Source organism: Cyanobacteria bacterium FACHB-DQ100, from assembly GCA_014695195.1.
GTDB lineage: Bacteria > Cyanobacteriota > Cyanobacteriia > Leptolyngbyales > Leptolyngbyaceae > Leptolyngbya.
Genome location: JACJNW010000005.1, coordinates 13,383 through 33,561, shown reverse-complemented (window position 1 = coordinate 33,561; position 20,179 = coordinate 13,383). Strand labels below are relative to the sequence as shown.

At 46.2% G+C, this 20,179-nt stretch carries 16 protein-coding genes and 1 pseudogene; 13 read left to right on the top strand and 4 right to left on the bottom strand.

Translation table 11 applies throughout. The features are described from left to right. Positions 1-328: 328 nt before the first annotated feature. Positions 329-937, bottom strand: a complete 609-nt coding sequence (locus H6F51_00555) for a hypothetical protein (protein MBD1821013.1) — start codon at positions 935-937, stop codon at positions 329-331. A 211-nt stretch (positions 938-1,148) separates the two neighbouring features. On the opposite strand from H6F51_00555, the gene H6F51_00550 reads away from it, so the two are divergent. Then, on the top strand, positions 1,149-1,409 hold the full coding sequence (locus tag H6F51_00550) for a hypothetical protein (GenBank protein MBD1821012.1): 261 nt from the start codon (positions 1,149-1,151) through the stop codon (positions 1,407-1,409). 193 nt (positions 1,410-1,602) lie between these two features. Here the strand turns inward: H6F51_00550 and H6F51_00545 are convergent. After that, a pseudogene (locus H6F51_00545) lies at positions 1,603-2,347 on the bottom strand (IS1 family transposase). 26 nt (positions 2,348-2,373) lie between these two features. Continuing rightward, entirely contained in the window at positions 2,374-3,093 is a 720-nt protein-coding gene (locus tag H6F51_00540) for a transposase (protein ID MBD1821011.1), read from the bottom strand. A 56-nt stretch (positions 3,094-3,149) separates the two neighbouring features. Between H6F51_00540 and H6F51_00535 the strand changes: the two genes are divergently transcribed. The 4 genes from H6F51_00535 (at position 3,150) to H6F51_00520 (ending at position 6,178) form a co-directional block, all read left to right on the top strand. Continuing rightward, positions 3,150-3,233, top strand: coding sequence for a hypothetical protein (locus H6F51_00535; protein MBD1821010.1), 84 nt, complete (start codon positions 3,150-3,152; stop codon positions 3,231-3,233). 293 nt (positions 3,234-3,526) lie between these two features. After that, the gene (locus H6F51_00530; GenBank protein ID MBD1821009.1) at positions 3,527-4,516 is read left to right on the top strand and encodes an NAD-dependent epimerase/dehydratase family protein; all 990 of its coding nucleotides are present in this window, start codon (positions 3,527-3,529) and stop codon (positions 4,514-4,516) included. 21 nt (positions 4,517-4,537) lie between these two features. Then, positions 4,538-5,746: a glycine C-acetyltransferase gene (kbl, locus tag H6F51_00525; protein ID MBD1821008.1), complete on the top strand. Its 1,209-nt coding sequence runs from the start codon at positions 4,538-4,540 to the stop codon at positions 5,744-5,746. 45 nt (positions 5,747-5,791) lie between these two features. Further along, positions 5,792-6,178 (top strand): cupin domain-containing protein, encoded by a 387-nt coding sequence (locus tag H6F51_00520; protein ID MBD1821007.1) that lies wholly within the window; start codon positions 5,792-5,794, stop codon positions 6,176-6,178. Positions 6,179-6,423: 245 nt separating this feature from the next. Here the strand turns inward: H6F51_00520 and H6F51_00515 are convergent, their stop codons facing one another. Next, the gene (locus H6F51_00515) at positions 6,424-7,116 is read right to left on the bottom strand and encodes an IS6 family transposase (GenBank protein MBD1821006.1); all 693 of its coding nucleotides are present in this window, start codon (positions 7,114-7,116) and stop codon (positions 6,424-6,426) included. 266 nt (positions 7,117-7,382) lie between these two features. On the opposite strand from H6F51_00515, the gene H6F51_00510 reads away from it, so the two are divergent. From H6F51_00510 to H6F51_00475, 8 genes are all read left to right on the top strand, one after another. Next, positions 7,383-8,048, top strand: coding sequence for a sigma-70 family RNA polymerase sigma factor (locus H6F51_00510; protein MBD1821005.1), 666 nt, complete (start codon positions 7,383-7,385; stop codon positions 8,046-8,048). A gap of 31 nt (positions 8,049-8,079) precedes the next feature. Next, positions 8,080-9,042: a DUF1822 family protein gene (locus H6F51_00505; protein MBD1821004.1), complete on the top strand. Its 963-nt coding sequence runs from the start codon at positions 8,080-8,082 to the stop codon at positions 9,040-9,042. 81 nt (positions 9,043-9,123) lie between these two features. Continuing rightward, complete coding sequence (locus tag H6F51_00500; protein ID MBD1821003.1) at positions 9,124-11,499, top strand: CHASE2 domain-containing protein; 2,376 nt, start codon at positions 9,124-9,126, stop codon at positions 11,497-11,499. Positions 11,500-11,502: 3 nt separating this feature from the next. Next, positions 11,503-12,258, top strand: a complete 756-nt coding sequence (locus H6F51_00495) for a DUF928 domain-containing protein (protein ID MBD1821002.1) — start codon at positions 11,503-11,505, stop codon at positions 12,256-12,258. A gap of 487 nt (positions 12,259-12,745) precedes the next feature. Then, positions 12,746-15,046 carry a S8/S53 family peptidase gene (locus H6F51_00490; protein ID MBD1821001.1) on the top strand — a complete coding sequence of 767 codons (2,301 nt, stop codon included), beginning with the start codon at positions 12,746-12,748 and terminating at the stop codon, positions 15,044-15,046. Between the two features lie 241 nt (positions 15,047-15,287). After that, entirely contained in the window at positions 15,288-15,884 is a 597-nt protein-coding gene (locus H6F51_00485; protein ID MBD1821000.1) for a helix-turn-helix domain containing protein, read from the top strand. A 20-nt stretch (positions 15,885-15,904) separates the two neighbouring features. Next, positions 15,905-18,679: a peptidase domain-containing ABC transporter gene (locus H6F51_00480; GenBank protein ID MBD1820999.1), complete on the top strand. Its 2,775-nt coding sequence runs from the start codon at positions 15,905-15,907 to the stop codon at positions 18,677-18,679. A gap of 57 nt (positions 18,680-18,736) precedes the next feature. Then, positions 18,737-20,167: an HlyD family efflux transporter periplasmic adaptor subunit gene (locus H6F51_00475; protein MBD1820998.1), complete on the top strand. Its 1,431-nt coding sequence runs from the start codon at positions 18,737-18,739 to the stop codon at positions 20,165-20,167. Positions 20,168-20,179 lie beyond the last annotated feature (12 nt).

Below are 20,179 nucleotides of genomic sequence, written 5' to 3'. Positions count from 1 at the left end.
ATAACGACAATACCAGCGCACATTCAGTAAGATCATTTCAGGTAGAAAGTGGTGCGATTTGAACAGGGAGTCAGCAGTCATTTAGAGCGAGGCTAGAGGAAATTAAGCTCCACTACCCTACCATTTTTGCGACACAACCAATTCACCTGCGTAATACGAATCATCCTTGCAGGGTGAAGAAAAGCGATCATCGTATGGCTGGCTCATCTTTCTGCTCCAATTCCGATCTATTTAAGTCTGCTGTTTTTGCTCTTGGTCGTTCTTAATGCTCTATCTGTACATTACAGTGGTTTTGTTTCAAAGCCTGGTATTGTGCCTACCAGAAATGCTAAATTCTCTGAAATGTGCGAATGATTTGATCAAAGGCGGTTCGGTAAGTTGCATCGTTGTTGCCGTGGCCAGTTTTGGATAACGTAATCAAAGTAATCTCATCATCAGATTGAAAAGCAATATGTTCATGCTCGTATAGTCCACTCGACTGAAAAGCGATTCCGGTTTGACCTACGATCGTGGTCGTCTTGAATTGCTGTGGAGCGGCAAATCGATCATTCTGTTGTACCCAGTTCTGCAAGTCTAGCTTTTTCGGATTCTGATAAACGGCAACTTGAACATTAGCAGGATATTCTGTTCCACCTTCATAAGCCCCTGCTTTGAGCTTTTGGTAATGTTCCTTCGTCCAGACTTCGACCGTCGCGATCGCATCTGCCTCTGTCGGTGGACTTTTGGTCAACGGATCGACCACAAAATCCTTTTCAGGATAGCGAAACTCGAACCTTAAGCGATCATTGCGATAGACATTTTGCGTTGAGGAAACCGAAGTCGGAGAACTGACAACGATCGGTGGCTGGTTTTGGCAAGCCATTATTGTTCCTGCCAATAGACTCAATGCAACTGATCCGAGTATCCATTTTTGAAACGATTGTAAATGGTACGTCATAGCTTTTTAGGATGAAGAAGACAAGCTATGACTTCAAGTGAAGAAAGCACCATTCCACAAATCTTCTCGTGTTTTAAAATAACGGTAATAGTAGATTTATAAAAATGAAAACGCTGAATAAGCTCTTTTGAAATACTTGTGTAAATTCCAGAAGTAATAGTGAAGCTAAAGCTATCACCAATACAGAGTAGAGAATTATCTGGAGATCATAATGCTAAATCGTTTATTGCTGGTAGCGCTGCTGTTTGGAAGCTTGGCAGCTTGTGCTCCCGGAGTAACAGGAGGTTCCAGCGCCATTAGTTCTCCTGCTAGTTCGCAAGCTGTACCTGTTACTCCGGGTAGTCAGGCTACCCTTTCCCCGACTAAAACCACAACGATTCGAGTCGAAGGGGAAACTCAACAAGTTCCTATTGAATTGCCTGCAAACGCCCTACTTTTTGGCTTACTTTCCAGGCGATCTTTTCACGATTGATCAAGTGAGTTCAGGTGAAGGATCAGCAACCTGGTTTTACTGAAAACAACCCGATGGAAGTGCGAACAAGGATATGTCAAACGCAGTAACGATGAAGCTTTACTGAATATCGAGCAATTGCAATCAGGCATGGCGTATCTTTACGAGCGATATGTAAGGAACTGGGTCATGTTCTAGACCTGTGGATGAGCTATCACACTGCTCGACCAAATTCATAGCGGTTGATGAACAATCCAATCACGACATCGTGCAGCCAGATCGATTTGGAGAAGCAAATTGTTTTTCGAGCTAACCGCCTGACCCGTGTGCGAAGCGTCAAATGCTTGCGCTCAATCCGTTGTGTATTTGCTTTACCTACAGTGTGCTTTTGAGCTTCTAGCAATCGCAAGTATGCACCCCAACTATCGGTGTAGAAGCGCTTGATGGCAAATGGAGCAAGCAATTGCTGAAGTTCTTTGAGTGCTGCATCTTCATGCGGAGCAAGGACATAAGCTAACACTGTACCTGTGCGATGATCAATGGCATGCCACAACCACCGTTGTTGTTTCTTAGACTGCACAAAACTCCACATCTCGTCCATTTCCGCTTCTTCAACTTTTACCACCATCGCACTCGTGGGTAAACTTTCCATCTGTTGGAGTAGAGCCGTGTTGACTCGTTCGAGATGGCGATCTTTTTTTTTATTCCTCAATCACGGTTGTGGGGCTAATTTTCAGCACTCTTGCGGTATCTCGAATCCCACTGCCATTCACTGCCATATCGCTGATTTGCTGCTTGACTTCTGGCAAATAGCCGCGATAGCTGTAGTCTCGGATGAAAGAGCGGCGAGGACAATCGGTATTGCGGCAACGATACCGTTGTTTTCCTTCGTCACTTTTGCCATTTTTCACAACGTTAGTGCTGTTGCAGTTCGGACAGCAAACGGGTTCCAGTACCATGTCTACAAGCAATAGTCCGGGCAGAATCAGGCAGCGATAATGCCGTAATTGCAAAGGCTTGAGTAGTTGGGATGCGATTTAATTTGGCTTGGGTCTAAGTCTAAGTTGCAAATAAATCGTTCGAGCAGGTGCTGATTGAGCATTTGCCGTTTGACACTTGCCATTGAGAAGACAAATGGAGCTAGTCCTGAATGCTGCTGCAAAGCGTCGAGTCTAGCGAGATTGAGTGCCGTGAAACTGGCATTGAAATGGAAGGCGAGTTTTTGAGCATCGCGAGCTTGACAATCTTCTAGTCCCGTAAATTGCTTTGCGTCTCGAAAGATAAATTCGATTTGGAATCGCAGTTTGTAGTAGTGGTAAATTCGCACCGGGTCTTGCCCAGCATCTGTGCTGAAGAGCAAACAAGTCCGAACGCGAGTCGAGCGCTGGTCTACCAGGTAGACGACTCGAATCGAGCGTTTGAGCGACACATGAAAGACGACAGCAGTGTACAGATTCACATTTGGGGATACGGTTTCGACAAACGTGAAGCGACTGAGGTCACTCAAGTCAACTTTACCTGCATACTTGCGCGGTCTCCCTCGTCGCTTTTGCTCTCCCATGTAGAGAAACTGAAGGTTCGCATCGCACCTGAGCTTGCTGATGACGTGCAACTTCAGATCCACCGCTCCTGAAACAAATCTGGCTTTGGCATAGTAACCATCGACTGCGAGGTATTCAACGTTGGGCGGCAAGTAAGGGCGCACAGCGTCAAGATGATAGAGATAGGCATTATCAACTTAACCGCAATACGAAACAGCGATTGCTGCCACTGAATGACCGTTTGATGCTGCACCGCCACTCCATCATCGAAACGATCATCGACCAGTTAAAGAACATTTCTTAAATCGAGCATTCACCTCATCGCTCTCCAGTCAATTGCTTTATCAATATCCTGGGCGAACTAATTGCGTATTGCTATCAGCCAAAGAAGCCGTCGATTGCCCTCGACCATAATCTCTTGCTCCCGGCTTAACCCGAACTCAGGTTAAATAGCACTACCACAATTTTATCTGCCACTTATGAGGGATTGCCATCCAAAGAAAGATTAATACAATCGAGTTAAATAATCCACAGTCTTTTAGGCAAGCTCTACACATAAAGCCGCAATTACTGCTAATTCATTCTGAATATCTGGATATGGGTACGATTTTAGTGACTGGAGCAAAAGGTCAACTTGGGGGTGACCTTGTTGCTGCGTTGTGTCAGCACTACGGAGCAGCGAGTGTACTTGAAAGCAGTCGAGCAGCGTTGCATCGGGCATACCACTGTGACGCAGTTCCTCAGAGAGATTATCGTTTCTACGAAGTCTTAGATGTGATGGATCGACAGCGGCTTCAGGATTTAATCGAAAAATATCAAATCAATACGATTTATCATTTAGCAGGGGTGTTGTCAGCAAAAGGAGAACAACAGCCCGATCGCTGCTGGAATGTTAACGTCAATGGGTTGTACAACGTTCTAGAAACCGCCAGAATTTATCACCTCAAGCTTTTCTTTCCTAGCTCGATCGCTGTGTTTGGGCCGCATACCCCCAAACTAGATACGCCTCAAATCACGATCGAAGACCCCTCCACGATGTATGGCATTACCAAAGTCACCGGAGAATTGTTGTGTCATTATTACGCCCATCGCTATGGTGTTGATGTGCGTAGTCTTCGCTTACCTGGCATCATCAGTTACAGCATTCCTCCCGGTGGCGGCACCACCGACTTTGCAGTAGAAATCTTCTACGCAGCGCTGAAAGACCGGCACTATACCTGCTTTGTTCGTCCTGAAACTCGATTGCCGATGATGTATATGCCGGATGCAGTGAGAGCCGTTTTAGAGCTAATGCAAGCAGATGAAGCAGCCATCAAAATTCGCTCTAGCTACAACATTACTGCCGTGAGTTTTTCGGCAGCAGAACTTGTCAGCGAAATTCAGCGGTATCTGCCGGATTTTGTCTGCGATTATGCGCCTGATTTTCGACAAGCGATCGCGGATTCCTGGGTGTCTGAGGTCGATGATTCTAAGGCACGAGCCGATTGGGGATGGCGACCAGAATATGATTTGCCCGCGATCGTTGAAGATATGCTCAAACAACTTTCGCGACGGTTGGACGTTCCATTGAAAAACCGGAATCGTTAATCTTCTTACGAGGATGTCATCATGTTGAACACAGCAGCCGCTATCTTTCAGTCGATGCTAGATGAGATCGATCAAGCTGGTCTTGCGAAAGAAGAACGAATTCTCATCAGTCCTCAGGGAGCCGAGATTGAAATTAAGGGAGGACAAACGGTTTTGAACTTCTGCACCAACAATTACCTGGGACTTGCCACCCATCCTGATGTGATTGCAGCCGCTCAAGAGGGTTTGGCAAAGTATGGGTTTGGGTTGTCATCGGTGCGATTTATTTGTGGAACGCAAGCAATTCATAAAGAACTTGAAGCAAGGCTCTCAGCGTTTCTTGGCACCGAGGATACCATTTTGTATAACGCTTGCTTTGATGCCAATACGGGGCTATTTGAAACACTGTTAGATGCGGATTGCGCGGTGATTAGCGATGCGTTGAATCATGCCAGTGTGATCGATGGGATTCGACTTTGCAAGGCACAACGATATCGATTTGCTCACAGCGATATCCAGGAGTTAGAGCAGATCCTTCAACAAACCCAATCCGCCAAAATTCGCTTGATTGCAACCGATGGCGTTTTCAGCATGGACGGGGAGATTGCCAAGCTCGATCTCATCTGCGATTTAGCGGAACAATACGATGCCCTTGTTATGGTAGATGATAGTCACGCAACGGGCATTTTGGGAGCAATGGGACGCGGATCAATTGAACACTGTGGTGTCATGGGCCGGGTTGACCTGATCACTAGTACGCTTGGAAAAGCGCTCGGTGGGGCATCAGGAGGCTTTACTAGCGGGCATCGAGTGATAATCGACTTGCTGCGACAACGATCGCGCCCCTACCTATTTTCCAATACGTTGGCACCCGTGATCGCCTACACGAGTTTGACGGTATTGGATCTCCTGAGCCAGTCGAATGAGTTACGCAGCCGTTTAATCGAGAACACGCGCTATTTCCGGCAGCAAATGCACGATCGTGGCTTTGAAATCCAGCCCGGTATCCATCCGATTGTGCCGATTATGCTTTACGACGCGAAGCTGGCAAAGACAATGGCACGGGCGCTCCTCGATGAAGGTATCTATGTGATTGGATTTAGCTACCCGGTGGTTCCCCAAAATCAAGCTCGAATTCGAGTTCAGATTTCGGCAGTTCACACGCGATCGCAGCTTGATCGTTGTGTTGATGCGTTTACCAAAATTGCAGAACAGTATCAAAACACTTCAGATGTTATAAAACCACGATGAGCAACAGCAGTCGGAACCTAATAGAAATCGTTAGGAGGATAAAAAATGATTACTACAATCAACAGAGTTACGATCAAGAACATTACAGAGTTCGAGTCCAAAGCGTTGTTTGGCGCAACCATTACTCGATTATTGTCCCGTGAACAGCTTTTATCTGTGGGATTCGACCATGTGAAGATTGCTAAAGGATCTGCGCTGGAACCTCACGTTCACGAAGCTTCTGAATCTTTTCTTTACATTCTTGAAGGGACCGCAATTATCACGCTAGACGAAAAAGAGTATTCCGTTAAACCCGGAGATACGATCTATATTTCTGTGGGTGCAAGTCATGGCTTTCGGACACCCGATGAGGATGTTGTCTTGCTTTCAGTGCAGTCCCCGCCAATTTATCCAGATGATCAAACGCCAGACATCAATTTTTATAACAATTGACTTGGGGCATTTCTAGCGCTTAATTTGGTTAACCGCATGTTGAATTCGTGTCAACGCTTCAAGGATGTTGAAGAGTGGCATTATTAACTTAACGGAGTACATTAAAAATTAGGCATGATAATCCTAAGCAGTCTTGATCCCTCTGATTACGCAGCAGAGTTTAGCCCAGCAACGGCATTGTCAACTTAACCGATGACAATCAAAATTAGGCACAATAATTTCTCGATCGCGGTCATCGCTCCAATTTACGCAGCATCTTTCACACCAGTGATTTCTCGCCAATCCTCAAAGCGTTGGCGCATCTGTTCTCGATATCGTTTTGCACTCAGGTCATGTTGCTTCGGGTGAAAGTGGGAGCGAATCGGGTCAAAGGCAGAAAGGAATCGTTGCGCTTGCCCCACAGATTTAAATCGCCGCATTCGTCGCTCTCGCATTCTTGTCGGTTGATGCGAATTTTCTGCCCGATTATTCAACTCTTTGTGTTGTCGGTGTTCTACGCTCGGCATCACCTGTTTCTTTGCCGCTTCGTAACTCTTGAGCTTGTCGGTGACTATCACCCGTGGCACAAACCCTTGTTTCTTCAGCAGCTTACGGAAAAATCGCTTCGCTGCTTCGGTGCCTCGATGGCGTTGTAATAAGACATCCAGCACGTTCCCTTCACTGTCTACTGCCCGCCACAGGTAGTATTGCTGCTTCTTGATTGTGACTACCATTTCGTCAAGATGCCATTTGTCTGTAATGTAAGGACGCTTGCGCCGCACCTGATTCGCGTATTGCTGTCCGAATTTCTGGCACCATTCCCGAATCGATTCGTACGTCACCTCGATGCCTCGGTACAACATCATCTTCTCGATATCCCGGTAACTCAGAGGAAAAGTGTAGTAAAGCCACACACAGGAACTGATGATTTCGCCGGGAAAGCGATGACGGGAGTACATGAGAAGAGGTGATCCGAGTTAAATCAGTCCGATTATTCTACATTCGGGTTAAGTTGATAATACCCTGTCGAAAGTGTTTCTTGAGAGAGGGATATTCAAGAAAATTGCAGGCGATTGGATAATTTCTGTGCATCCTGTCCGAGAGATATATAGCACTTCATGAAATATGGGAGTGCTTCTTGCTGTTTAAATCAAATTGCTACAGAAGCCAAATGGGATCTCCATAGATTTGTATCAGAGCACACCTTCACTATTGGAATTCCATCATGATAGTGAGTGACCGATCGCTCAATTTCAACTCCCCAATGGACGAACTGGATGAACAACTAGAACGGCTGGTCATGGAAGCTCAACGATATGCACCCCACAGCCACGAGCGGCAAACCGCTTTGGGTCGGCTGATTCGCTTGATTCAACAGTCAGGTAAACTTTACTGCCCTCGTGGACAATTACCTGCAGAAACCTATGTTTATCTTTACCAAGAAGCTTTACAAGAACTGTGGCTACAGATGTGTCGCTCTATTGATCGCTACGACTCGACCAAAGGTAAGGTGATGACTTGGGTGAACTTTTTACTAAATAAGCGTTTCATTGATGCACGAACTAAATACTATTCCAGTACAAACACACGAGTTACCTATGTCGCAGATATCAATGAATTAGATAAGGCGAATGTTTCCGCTGAGACACTTTCAATGTCTGACATTGTTAAACAGTGTTTAGAAGAAGATCCTGAAAATTGCTTTAAGCACAAGCAGATGAAAAGCTGCTCTGAAGTGAATTTTCAAATCCTTGCGCTTCGCCGCTTAGCGGGAGAATCCTGGGAACAGCTTTCGGCATCCTTTGGCGTCAAGATTCCAACTTTGAGCAATTTCTATCAACGCGCTTGTAAAGAATTAGCACCAAAAATTAAAGAGTATCTTCGATCGTGACCCTACTTTTATTCCAGTGTGAGCAATTTTTATGAGCGACCTTATTTCATCGGTATTTACAGTTCCCTTAGCTGCTAGGGTGCATCAACAAGCAGAGCAGTTTCGCCGCCAGTACACGGACGGGCAAAAAGCCAAGCAGGTTTATTTGAATACATTGGCAGTACAGGCTGTGAATTATTACTTGCAGTGTATTGGGATTGAAACAGATTGGGAAGCGAGCCATAGCGCAAATCCCGTCATGCAAATACTTCTGGATGTGGCAGATCTAAATATCCGGCACCGAGGCAAGCTCGAATGCCGCCCCATTTTACCCAATGCTCAAACTTGCCCAGTTCCAGTCGAAGCTCAAAGCGATCGCATCGGGTTCGTTGCTGTTCAGTTGAATGAATCGCTCACAGAAGCGACTTTACTAGGGTTTAGTCCCACGCTACAAACGGGAAGGTTAATGCTGCGTCAGCTGCGATCGCTCGACGAATTGCCAAGCTATCTCCATTCGCTCGCTCCCGTGAATCAAGCGATCGTGACGCTAAGACAATGGCTTGATGAATACTTTGAGGCAGGCTGGCAAGCCGCAGAAATGCTTTTATTCGCTCAAGCTTTGAGTCCAGCGTACAGCTTTAGAAGCGCAGAGTCGGACACCGATTTATCTGACCCTAGTACTCAAACTCGTGGTGCCAAACTGATTCAACTAGACGGCTCGCCGGAACCGCAGACCGTCGCGCTTCTCGTGTCACTGATTCCCGAAGAGGATGTCTCGTCCCAGGCTTCCCATGTTCGTGTTGTGCTACAAGTTCACCCGATTGGTGATCAGGTTTATTTACCAGAAGGTCTAGAACTAACGATTTTGTTAGAAGAGGGACAAATACAGCAAAGCGTTCAGGCAAGAAGCACTGATGATTATATTCAAAAACAGTTAATGGGGAGCTTTGGCGAACGTTTTAGTGTCAACATTACTTTGGGTAATGCGAGCTATGTGGAAAGTTTTGTAATCTAGCTCGACGATACCAATGCTAGGAGTAACACGGCACTAATGGATTTATTTCACAAACTCTAACACGTTAAACGTTAAGCTACTGTGAGTAAGTTAGTTGTCTTAAAGATTGGAGAAGGAAGTTTTGACCGTGGGTTTCCAGTGATCCTGCAAATTGGGGACGAAGGGAAGCAACCTGCGATCGAGCTACCCGGAACTTTGCCACCTGCGCCAAGTTTGCCGCAGCAGTATCACGATTGGCAGCTCGCCTATCGCCGATTAGGGCAGCGGTGGCGAATTGAGTTTTTGCAGGATGAAGTGACCCATGTTTCCAGAGTAGAAGACTGCCGTCATGCCGCTCATCGATTAATTGAACAGTTGAATGCGTGGTTAAATTCTGCTGTGTTCCGCCCCTTGCGCGATCGCTGGTTTGAAAAGCTCGACCCGGCAGAGAAGATTCGTGTTCTAATTCAAACTAGCAGTCCGCAGCTGAGCCGATTACCATGGCATTTGTGGGACGTGTTAGACCGCTATCCCACTGCAGAGATCGCCCTAAGTACGGCAGCCTATGAGCGTGTGGAGCGCACCGAAACGGCAAAACCAACCGTCAACGTTTTGGCAATTCTCGGTAGTAGCGTGGGCATTAATGTGCAGCGCGATCGCGCCTTATTAGAACAACTTCCTCAAGCTCACGTTCAACTGCTTGTAGAACCCCAACGACAGGAGTTAGGAGAGCAGTTGTGGAGGCAGGCTTGGGATATTTTATTTTTTGCGGGACATAGCTCCACGGAATCTGAAGTCGGTCGATTGATGATTAATGCTAGCGATCGACTGGTGTTGAGTGAACTTAAATACGCACTTAAAGTTGCGATTCGTCATGGATTAAAGCTGGCAATTTTTAACTCCTGCGATGGAATTGGTTTAGCTCGCCAGCTTACTGATTTGCACATTCCCCAAATCATTGTGATGCGGGAGCCAGTTCCCGATCGAGTGGCTCAGGAGTTCTTAAAGCACCTCTTAAGTGCCTTTGCCGCAGGTCAACCGCTCTACAGTGCAGTTCGGCAGGCACGAGAACAACTAGAAACCTTGGAACCGGAGTTTCCCTATGCAACCTGGTTGCCCGTCATTTTTCAAAATCCAGCCGAAGTTCCACAAACTTGGCAAGATTGGTGTAACAGTACGCTTAGTGTCAAGAAAGGAGACACTGAAGGAATCGCTCAACAAGAGCAAGATACGGTGATTGCACCATTAGCCTCCCAGTCTCATAAACGCAGCAAAATTCGACGGGGATTGGCGGCGATTTTCTTCAGCAGCATAGCAGCAGCAGGCTTAACGATCGGCGGACGACATATGGGCTGGATGCAACCTCTAGAGCTACAAGCCTTCGATCAATTCCTGCGATCGCGCTCCCAGGAAGTACCAGATTCTCGTCTTTTAGTGGTGACACTAACCGAAGCAGACATTCAAGCACAGCCCGAACCAAGACAAGGATCGCTCTCTGATCAGACCTTATTGAAACTTTTAGACAAGTTAGAGCAACAACAGCCGATTGCGGTCGGTCTCGACATCTATCGCAGCAGCGCAACAAAAAATAAATCGCTCAGCGATCGGCTTCGGCAAAATTCGCGTCTCATTACCGTTTGCAAAGCAACCGATTCCACGAGCAATGATCCAGGCGTTGCACCGCCCCCGGAAGTACCACCTGAGCAATGGGGCTTTAGCGATTTTTTGACCGATCCGGATGGCATTCTGCGTCGTCATTTATTAGGAATGGAACCGTATCCTGGTTCCGCGTGTTCTACCTCGTATTCGTTTAGTGTTCAACTTGCATTCCGGTATCTCATCACTCAGGGAATTACTCCACAATTTACACCAGAAGGAGCATTACAACTGGGTTCCGTAACGTTTCAGCCCCTTGAAAATCATAGGGGAGGCTATCAAACCATTGACTCTTGGGGGCACCAAATTCTTCTGAACTACCGGAATTACAAGTCATTACAAGACAGCGTACCGCAGGTCACGTTAACGCAATTACTAAACAATCAGCTTGATCACACCTTTCTAAAAGATCGAATTGTTTTAATTGGCGTGACGGCTCCGAGTTTCGGGGATTTCTGGTCAACTCCCTACAGTACCGGTACTTCGCTGCACCAGAAAACGCCTGGGGTGCTGCTACAAGCTCAAATGGTGAGCCAAATTTTGAGTGCAGTTCTCGATCGACGACCTTTGCTGTGGATGTGGTCGTTTTGGCAGGACACGCTCTGGATTTGGTGTTGGGCAATTGTTGGTGGGGGGTTAGCGTGGTGGCTCAGAAAACCGCATTATTTAAGTTTGGCAGCCCTCGCAGCGATCGCGCTATTAGGAACAGCTTGCTTCCTGCTATTCCTGCAGGGGGGATGGGTGCCACTCGTTCCAGCTTTGCTTGCATTAGGTCTCTCAGGCGGAATCACAAAAACCATCACAAAAATTTCTAGGACATGAGTTATGAGACACAATTTTTTTCAAAAACAAGCACTCAGTTGCTCAACGATCGCGCTTCTAATTAGCGGATTGTTCACGGCTTTTCCGGTGAACTCCGCGCCTGCTGCCCGCTTTGTTCCCCCTCCTTTGCCACGTCGAGGGGCACCGAGCGGTCATCCGCAGGGCGGGGCGAGTCGAGGCAAATGTCCTGTGGCTTCGTCTCAATTAACGGCATTAGTGCCCGTTTTACCTAAGACGCCTGATCGCTTGGATGTCACTCCAGTTTGGGCATTGACGGTTAGCGATCGACCGACCTTTTGGTTTTATGTTCCGTATCCGCTCACAAGCAATTTAGCCACGGAGTTTGTGTTGCAGGATGAACAGGGCAAGTATCTCTATCAAACGGCTCTGACTCAATCAGGAACTACTCCAGGCATCGTCAGCGTAACCTTACCTAACACGGTTTCGCCGTTGGAAGTAGGCAAACTCTATCACTGGTATTTTCTGATCTACTGCACACCGAGTAATCCTATGTTTGTAGATGGTTGGATCGAACGCAGACCCGATGCTTCGCGTCAATCCGTTCTTTCGCGTGAGCAAGTTCAGCGCTACGCAGCAAATGGCATTTGGTACGATGCGGTGACAACATTAGCTCAATTGCGTCGCCAAAAGCCCAAAGATTCAACGTTGGCCCAAGATTGGACAGATTTATTGCAGTCTGCTGGATTGGGTGCGATCGCAGGTGCTCCGATCGTAGATTGCTGCACTGCAAAACAGTAATGTACCTATCTTTTTTCTGTTTGTATAACTTCTTATGGCTACTCCCGATATATCAATACAAGGGCGCAGATTATTTGCAGCAGCAGTGCTTCTAGTTATCTGCTCTCTTGGAATGATTCTGTATCGGAAGGATTGCTCACTTCCAGAATATATCCTTTCAGCTCAGATAAGCGATCGTAGCATCAGCGGACTTTTTATAGCATTTCAGTGAATTATCGAAGCGAGTAACTTCGGCATTTGCTTCTTAGTGCGATCGCCTAAAAGCGTTGCGCGCGGTTTTACCTTGACTCTAAATGAGTTTGAGGTTTAACTTGCCTATTTTTTATCATGACAAAGGAACAAGAAGATGCTATTCTCATCAGGCTCTAAAGCTGGTTTTGATTCGTTAAATAGATTGTCTGACAATGGTACAAGCTTAAGCACTGAGATTCAGCAATTTTCCGACAGTGGAATGCAAGTGCATGAGCCAATATCAGCAAACAGAACAATGCTGCGATCAAGTTCATCTTGGTCTGAGTCCTCCAAATCTCGTTGTCCTGCTCAACCAATTGACCATTCTGATTCAGGCACTTCGAGTCATTTAATTGGCATTATCGATACAGGATTTAACGCCAACCATCCAAAAATCGACAATTCGCGTCTTTTGATCGGACGAGACTTTATTGATGGGGATAATAATCCCTTTGTTTCACCGAATGAAAGTGATCACGGCACACGCGTTTTTGACGTTATTACGACTGTTGCAGAGAGCAGATCAAATTCTAGCGATCGTTCACGAACTTGGCTCAGTCGTGCAGTTGGATCAGGTCAATGGGCAAAATCATTGAATGAGTTTGTAGATACAGCAAAAGCCACTAACAGTTCACACGCAGTAGTTAATCTTAGCTTTGATCTAGCTCAAACTAATCCTGATGGCACTCAAAGCACCCGCCATGCTTTAACCCCCCAAGAACACGATGCTCTTCGATACGCACACGAGAACGGGGTTCTGGTGGTGGTAGCCTCCGGCAACACCGGGGGAACAATGTCTGTCCTTGGGCAAGCCGCTCAAGAGTTTGACAACATTATCACTGTGGGGGCAGCCCTTGGTCACAATCGAGCCTTCTATTCAAGCTATGGAGATGGTCTTAGCTTAGTTGCGTATGGCAGCGCAAACAACAATTCATTACTGTCTATTGCTGATAATCGATTTGATGCGGTTGAGGGAACCTCGATTGCAGCGGCTGAAGTCACAGGAACCATTGCAAACATTTGGCAAGCAAACCCGTCTCTGCAATACCATCAAGTGATCGATATTCTTGAATCCACAGCAACAGATTTGAATACACCAGGATGGGACTCGGAAACAGGAGCAGGATTGCTAAATCCCTCAACTGCTGTTGATCGAGCCATTAAAACATCTGCGATCGCAGATCTCCAATTTATTGCTAATTCCTACTCGACTCCGATTAGTGAAGGTGGATACTTCAATAGCGTTGAACGCCCAGCCCTTTTCGGTGTGGATCTTCCCAGCCCTGGAGACATTTGGGATGGCATTAAAGATATTGGAAAGGGATTGAAAAAAGGTGCAACTTGGATTGCCAAACAAGCGGATAGTAAACTAACAGGTGCCTTCGAGCGAACTGTTGATTGGGTGACAAAAACACCTAAAAAATTGAAGAAACTAGGCAGCGATTACGTAGAGTTACTGGAAGCAGTCGGAACAGGAGATTTTGAGAAGGCAGCAAAAACTGCTGGTCGCATTTTAATTGATTACGCAGAAATTGCTGCTATTCCAGAGCTTCTTGAAACATACTATGATTGGAGAAAATTCAACACTCGCGCATTAACCAGTGAAGAAATTGAGCGAGCCAAAAGTGTTTTTGGCAATTCAATTAACTATGACTTAGTGCGAATCGATGAAGCATCGTTTTTGGTGAAGGCTAGAAGTTTTATTACTAACGATGCACCCTTTACTAGCCTCAATACCATTAACTCTTGGGGTGGCATTAGCCCGGATACTTTAATTCATGAATTAGCCCATGTTTGGCAATATCAACACGATGGTGCAGTTTATATTCCAGAAGCACTAGTCGGTCAGCACGACGATCGCATTCCTGGAACCTATCCACCTGGCATTGGACAACCAAATCAGTCCGGTTATGACTATGGTGGTGCAACGGAACTTGTAAAGCGAATGAATGCGGGTCAAAGTTTATTCAGCTTCAATCGTGAGCAACAGGCAGAGATTGTCCAGCATTATTACGAGATTAGAACGGATGGTAATCTCAACAATGACATTTTCCTATCTCTATATGCCAACTTTGTGAAACAGGTTTCAACCTTGTCTGAGGATCAATTAGGAATGTTACCTACGGATTCTGGCAACACAGTCAGCAATGCGCGATCTCTTGATCTCAGCCTACTTAACGGCAACACAACACTCAGAGAAAGCATTGGTAATTTCAAACTTGATCTTGAGTTTGATCTTCCATTGGCAGGAAAAAAACTAGGAAATATATTCAATTTCAACGATGAAGCCGATTTGTTTAGGCTCAATATCAACAGCGGCAATCTTGATCTAACGCTTTCAGACATAACAATGGATGTTGATTTGCAAGTGATTCGAGATGTTGATAAAAATGGCGTTATTGATCCAAGTGAGATTATTGCAGTTTCTCAGTTAGGAAGCGTGGCAAATGAATCGATCAGCCTAACAGGTCTAGCTCCTGATGAATATCTTGTGAAGGTCTTTCCGTTCAATCTAAGTGATGGTCGCACTCAATACACACTTGCTATCTCGACGTAAGCTGATTTGACCTGGTTACACTAATTCTAAGCACGAATATGGCAGGTTCTCGGAAGGGAGTACATTCATTGTACCCTTCGAGAATTTGCCGTGGTATTGTGTCTTTTTCCTTTGAAAGCTTGCTTTGCAAAATTAACATTTCTCACGAAGTTAACGTTTTGGATAATTCTTCGCAACTACATCTGAGAAATCAATAGCAACATAACACTGTCCTAGAACACATCTCAACGGATAGGGAAAAATGGCTAAAGTTAACTTTCTTGACAGTGATTTGACCAACTCAGGCAGCGTTCTCACACCGTTCCAGCGCAGGCTACTGATTAAAAGACTGCAAACTGAATTGCGTCCAGAATACCAGCATCGGATTGAAATCATGCTACTAGCAGATCAAGGTTATTCACAAACTCAGATCTGCAATCGCTTAAGCTGTTGCCATGAAACCGCTCGCTATTGGATTGCGATCGCGCGTGCTGGTCAAGCACATTTATGGAATGAAACTCAAATCGGTCGCCCCAAAACGGTGAATGAATTTTACCTCAATCGGCTCAAAGAACTAGTAACTCATAGTCCACGCGAGTATGGCTATCCCTTCCAGCGATGGACTGCCCAATGGTTGAAAAAGCATCTAGCAAAAGAAACGAGCATCGAAGTCACTGAACAACATATCAATCGCTTACTCCGATCTATGGGGCTATCTACTCGCCCTTCTAAAGCCGAATCAGCGCAATCTCCATCAAATACTCCAAACGAAGCACGTATTAGAATCCAAGATTTAAGCACCGGAGAATGCTCAAATCCAACCGCCTCTCTTCACCGTGTACTAATTGATTCCTACTAAAGAAGTCTGCAGTAAAAACTATGGTAAAACAGAGTTCCGTTGCGTGGCAGGCGCAAATCCTTGAGCAGCTTGCTCAATTATTAGGGCAGCCACTCTCTAAATCAGAATGGGCTACTCTCCTGCAACACGTTCACATTTTGGAGCCGAAACCAGGCAAACAATTCTGGCATTCGTTGGATGCTCCGGCGGGAATTTACCTTGTATTAGACGGTAAAGTGCGGCTTCTCGATCGCGCGAATAACTTGTTAGTTTCCCTGGGGACAGGTGCATCTTTGGGTGAATTGACGCTTTTCCCAGACTCCTCTTTTCAGCCCTATACTGCTAGGGCTTCTATGCAAGTCGGACTTTGTTTTGTGCCGATAGCGGCATTGCAATCCCTCCTTGATCGGTATCCAACAGTGCGATCACGGTTATACCAAGCAGCAGTTCAGCGAGATTCGCTAATTCTTGCCAAGTTAAGTGAAGCGTCTTCAGAGCAACGAATCGATTCTGAGGGAAACCGTAAACATCCAATTCTGCGCCATTCTTCATCACTGATTCCGTGTTCTGTTTCGACTGCTGCTAGTAAAACGGAGTCGAAAATCAGCAAGGCTTTCTTTCCCAGTCCAATGCAGCGTTTCGGACATTGGTGGCAGCGAGCAACGCGGCGCTATCCTTTTTTTGCTCAACAGAGTGCAGCCGATTGTGGAGCAGCTTGCTTAGTGATGATTGGTCGCTACTGGGGAAAACGGTTTAGCGTGAATCGATTGCGAGATATCTCAAATGTCGATCGCAATGGCGCATCGCTAAAAAGTTTAGCGGCAGCGGCAGAAAATATTGGCTTTTCTACCCGACCCGTAAAAGCAGGACTGAGCAAATTAGCGGAGCAATCCTTGCCTGCGATCGCGCATTGGGAAGGCAAACACTATATTGTGGTTTACGAAATCACAAGAAAGCATGTGGTGGTTGGCGACCCAGCAATCGGTCAACGAACTCTCACCCCTGCTCAGTTTAAAGCAGGCTGGACAGGCTATACCTTGCTATTGCAGCCAACAGCTTTTTTGAAGGAAACTCCAGAAACCAACCAATCTCTCTGGCAATTTATCGAACTCGTAAAACCGCATTGGCTCGTGCTGTTGGAAGTCTTAATTGCCTCAATTGTGATTCAAATTTTTGGCCTGGTTACCCCGATGTTTACTCAGTTATTACTTGATCGAGTCGTTGTGCAGCGTAGTTCGACGACCCTGACTGCGGTTGGAATTGGGCTACTCATCTTTGGGCTCTTCCGAGTAGCAATGAGCGGATTGCGGCAGTATCTGTTGAGTCATGTTGCTAATCGAATTGATACAGCATTGATTGTTGGATTCATTAAACACACATTTCGATTACCGTTGGGATTTTTTGAATCTCGCTATGTAGGTGATATTGTTTCCCGTGTACAAGAAAACCACAAGATTCAACGTTTTCTCACAGGTGATTCACTCTCGATATTTTTGGATTTTCTGACTGTTTTCGTTTATGTTGGCTTAATGTTTTGGTATAGCTGGAAGATGGCGTTACTATCGCTGACGATTGTGCCGCCCTTTATTTTTCTTGCACTGATCGCTACACCATTGCTCAAGCAAATCTCACGCGAAATTTTTAATGCAAACACCAGCCAAGGAAAGTACTTAATTCAAGCTTTAACTGGTGTTCATACGGTAAAGAGTATGGCGATCGAACAAACAGTAGGCTGGCATTGGGAGGAACTATTTAGCAAATCAATCAAAACGAATTTCTCCGGTCAAAATATCAGTAATACGCTTCAGATTTGTAGCAGCACTGTCGAGACAGCGTTGACAACAGCGTTGCTTTGGTTTGGTGCGTCTCAGGTGATTCAGAATGAATTGACCATCGGGCAACTTGTCGCCTTCAATATGCTGCTCGGAAACGTCATTTCTCCCTTCCGTCGATTGAGTGTTCTATGGAATCAGTTCCAAGAAGTCTTGATTGCGGTTGAGCGGATTCAGGATGTGATCGACACTGAACCCGAAGAAGACTATCAGCAACAAACGCGGCAATTTCTGCCCAGCCTAGATGGGCATATCTGCTTTGACCAGGTTACGTTTCGCTATCACCCTGAGAGCAATGTGAATGTTTTAGAAAATGTTAGTTTTACAGTTCATCCAGGGCAGATGGTGGCATTGGTGGGACGCAGTGGCTCAGGTAAAACCACGATCGCGAAACTGCTCTTAGGGCTTTATCCCGCAACGCAAGGCAAAATTTTGATCGACGGCTATGACATTAATAATTTGGCACTCCGATCGCTGAGACAACAGATCGGAGTTGTGGATCAAAATACTTTTTTGTTTGGTGGCACGATTCGGGAAAATATTAGCGTTGGGCATCCTGAAGCATCACTGGAAGAAGTGATCGAAGCCGCGAAGCAAGCAGGTGCCCACTCCTTCATCGAAGCCCTGCCAATGGGCTATGAAACGCAAATTGGTGAGGGCGGTGGATTACTTTCCGGTGGACAGCGTCAACGACTTGCGATCGCGCGTGCTTTGCTCGGCAATCCTCGCCTCTTGATTTTTGATGAAGCCACTAGTCATTTGGATGCTGAATCGGAGCGAATTATTCAAACAAACCTCAACACGATTTTGAAAGACCGAACAACGCTCGTGATTGCCCACCGCCTGTCTACGATTCGTAATGCAGACCTGATTTTAGTTCTTGATCGAGGCATTATTGTCGAAAGCGGCAATCATGACGAGTTAATGGCACGGCGAGGACAATACTTCTATCTCAATCAGCAGCAATTAACATCGGTTGGCTAGCAAGATGTCGTTTCTATTGCAATCCTGTCGTTCACTGTCGTTTATCACCACGGTTCTATGCCAACACCATTTAGTACTGAAGATCAACTCGGCCAACGTAATGGTCATCGCCCCCGAAACAAGCGCGAGACTGATCTAAACCAAGTTATAACTAATCTCAGAAGCGATCTGCCAATGGTTGAAGACGTATCTCCTGTGCAGTCTTCAATGGGCGATTGGTCTTCTATTACGCAAGAGCTAGTCAACACACTGCCGCGAGCTTGGACCCGTGGATTGCTCTATTTGCTGGTCGGGTTCGCGGGAGTTGTCTTACCCTGGGCGATGTTAGCGCAAGTAGACGAAACGGGCGTCGCACGAGGACGACTAGAGCCGCAGGGAAAAATTTACCGCATTGACGCACCAGTTGCTGGAAAAGTGGTTGCGATCGCTGTCAAAGAAGGCAGCACTGTCAAGGCTGGGCAAACGTTAATGGAACTAGACTCAGAATTAGCCAAGACAGATTTGCAGCAGGCGCAGGCAAAACTAGAGGGGCAACTAAATCGCCTTACTCAGCTTGAACAAACCGCTAACCAACTCGCGATCGCGACCCGCACTCAGCAACTCCAAAGTGAAGCACAAGTTTCTGAGCAACAGGCGCAAATTGCTCAGGTGAAAAGTAAGATATCGGCGAATCAACGCGCTTATCAGCTTTGGCAGTCTCGCTTGGCAAAAGACCTGAATGAAGTGCAGCGATATCGTCACCTATGGCAAGCTGGCGCTGTGCCCGAAATCAAAGTGGTGGAAACTCAACGAACGGCAGATGAGAGCCAACGGCTCTTAGCACAAGCGCGAGCAGACATCGAACAATCTCAATCAGAACTAGCAAAACAAGAGACTGCTCAATTGCGCGTTGATCGGACGGGTAAACTGGCAGTACTAGCGAGCCAGAAACAGGCTAGGGATTTACAAACCCAAATGGCAGATCTACGCGCCGAAATTTCTCAAACTCGACAAGCGATCGCGGCACTACAATTACAACTGCAACAACGAACGATTCATGCGCCTGTTAATGGAACGATTTTTGAGCTTCCGATCCAACAACCTGGAGCGGTGCTGCAACCAGGACAAGCCGTTGCTCAGCTTGCTCCTAAGGGTGCAATGCTGATCTTTCGGGCACAGATGCCGAGTTCAGAAAGTGGCTTTCTGCAAATTGGAATGCCTGTTAAGCTCAAGTTTGATGCTTATCCATTCCAGGATTACGGTATTGTACCGGCCCATCTGCATTGGATTTCGCCCGATGCGAAAAAGACACGAACCCCACAGGGCGAAATTGAAAACTTTGAGTTAGAAATTAGGCTTGACCAAACCTACATCCAGGCACAAAACCAGCACATTGTCTTAACACCAGGGCAATCTGCCACAGCCGAAGTGATTACACGGCAACGCCGCATTATTGATTTTATTCTCGATCCATTTAGAAAGCTGCAAAACGGTGATTTCAAACTTTAAACGGGCTAGGTT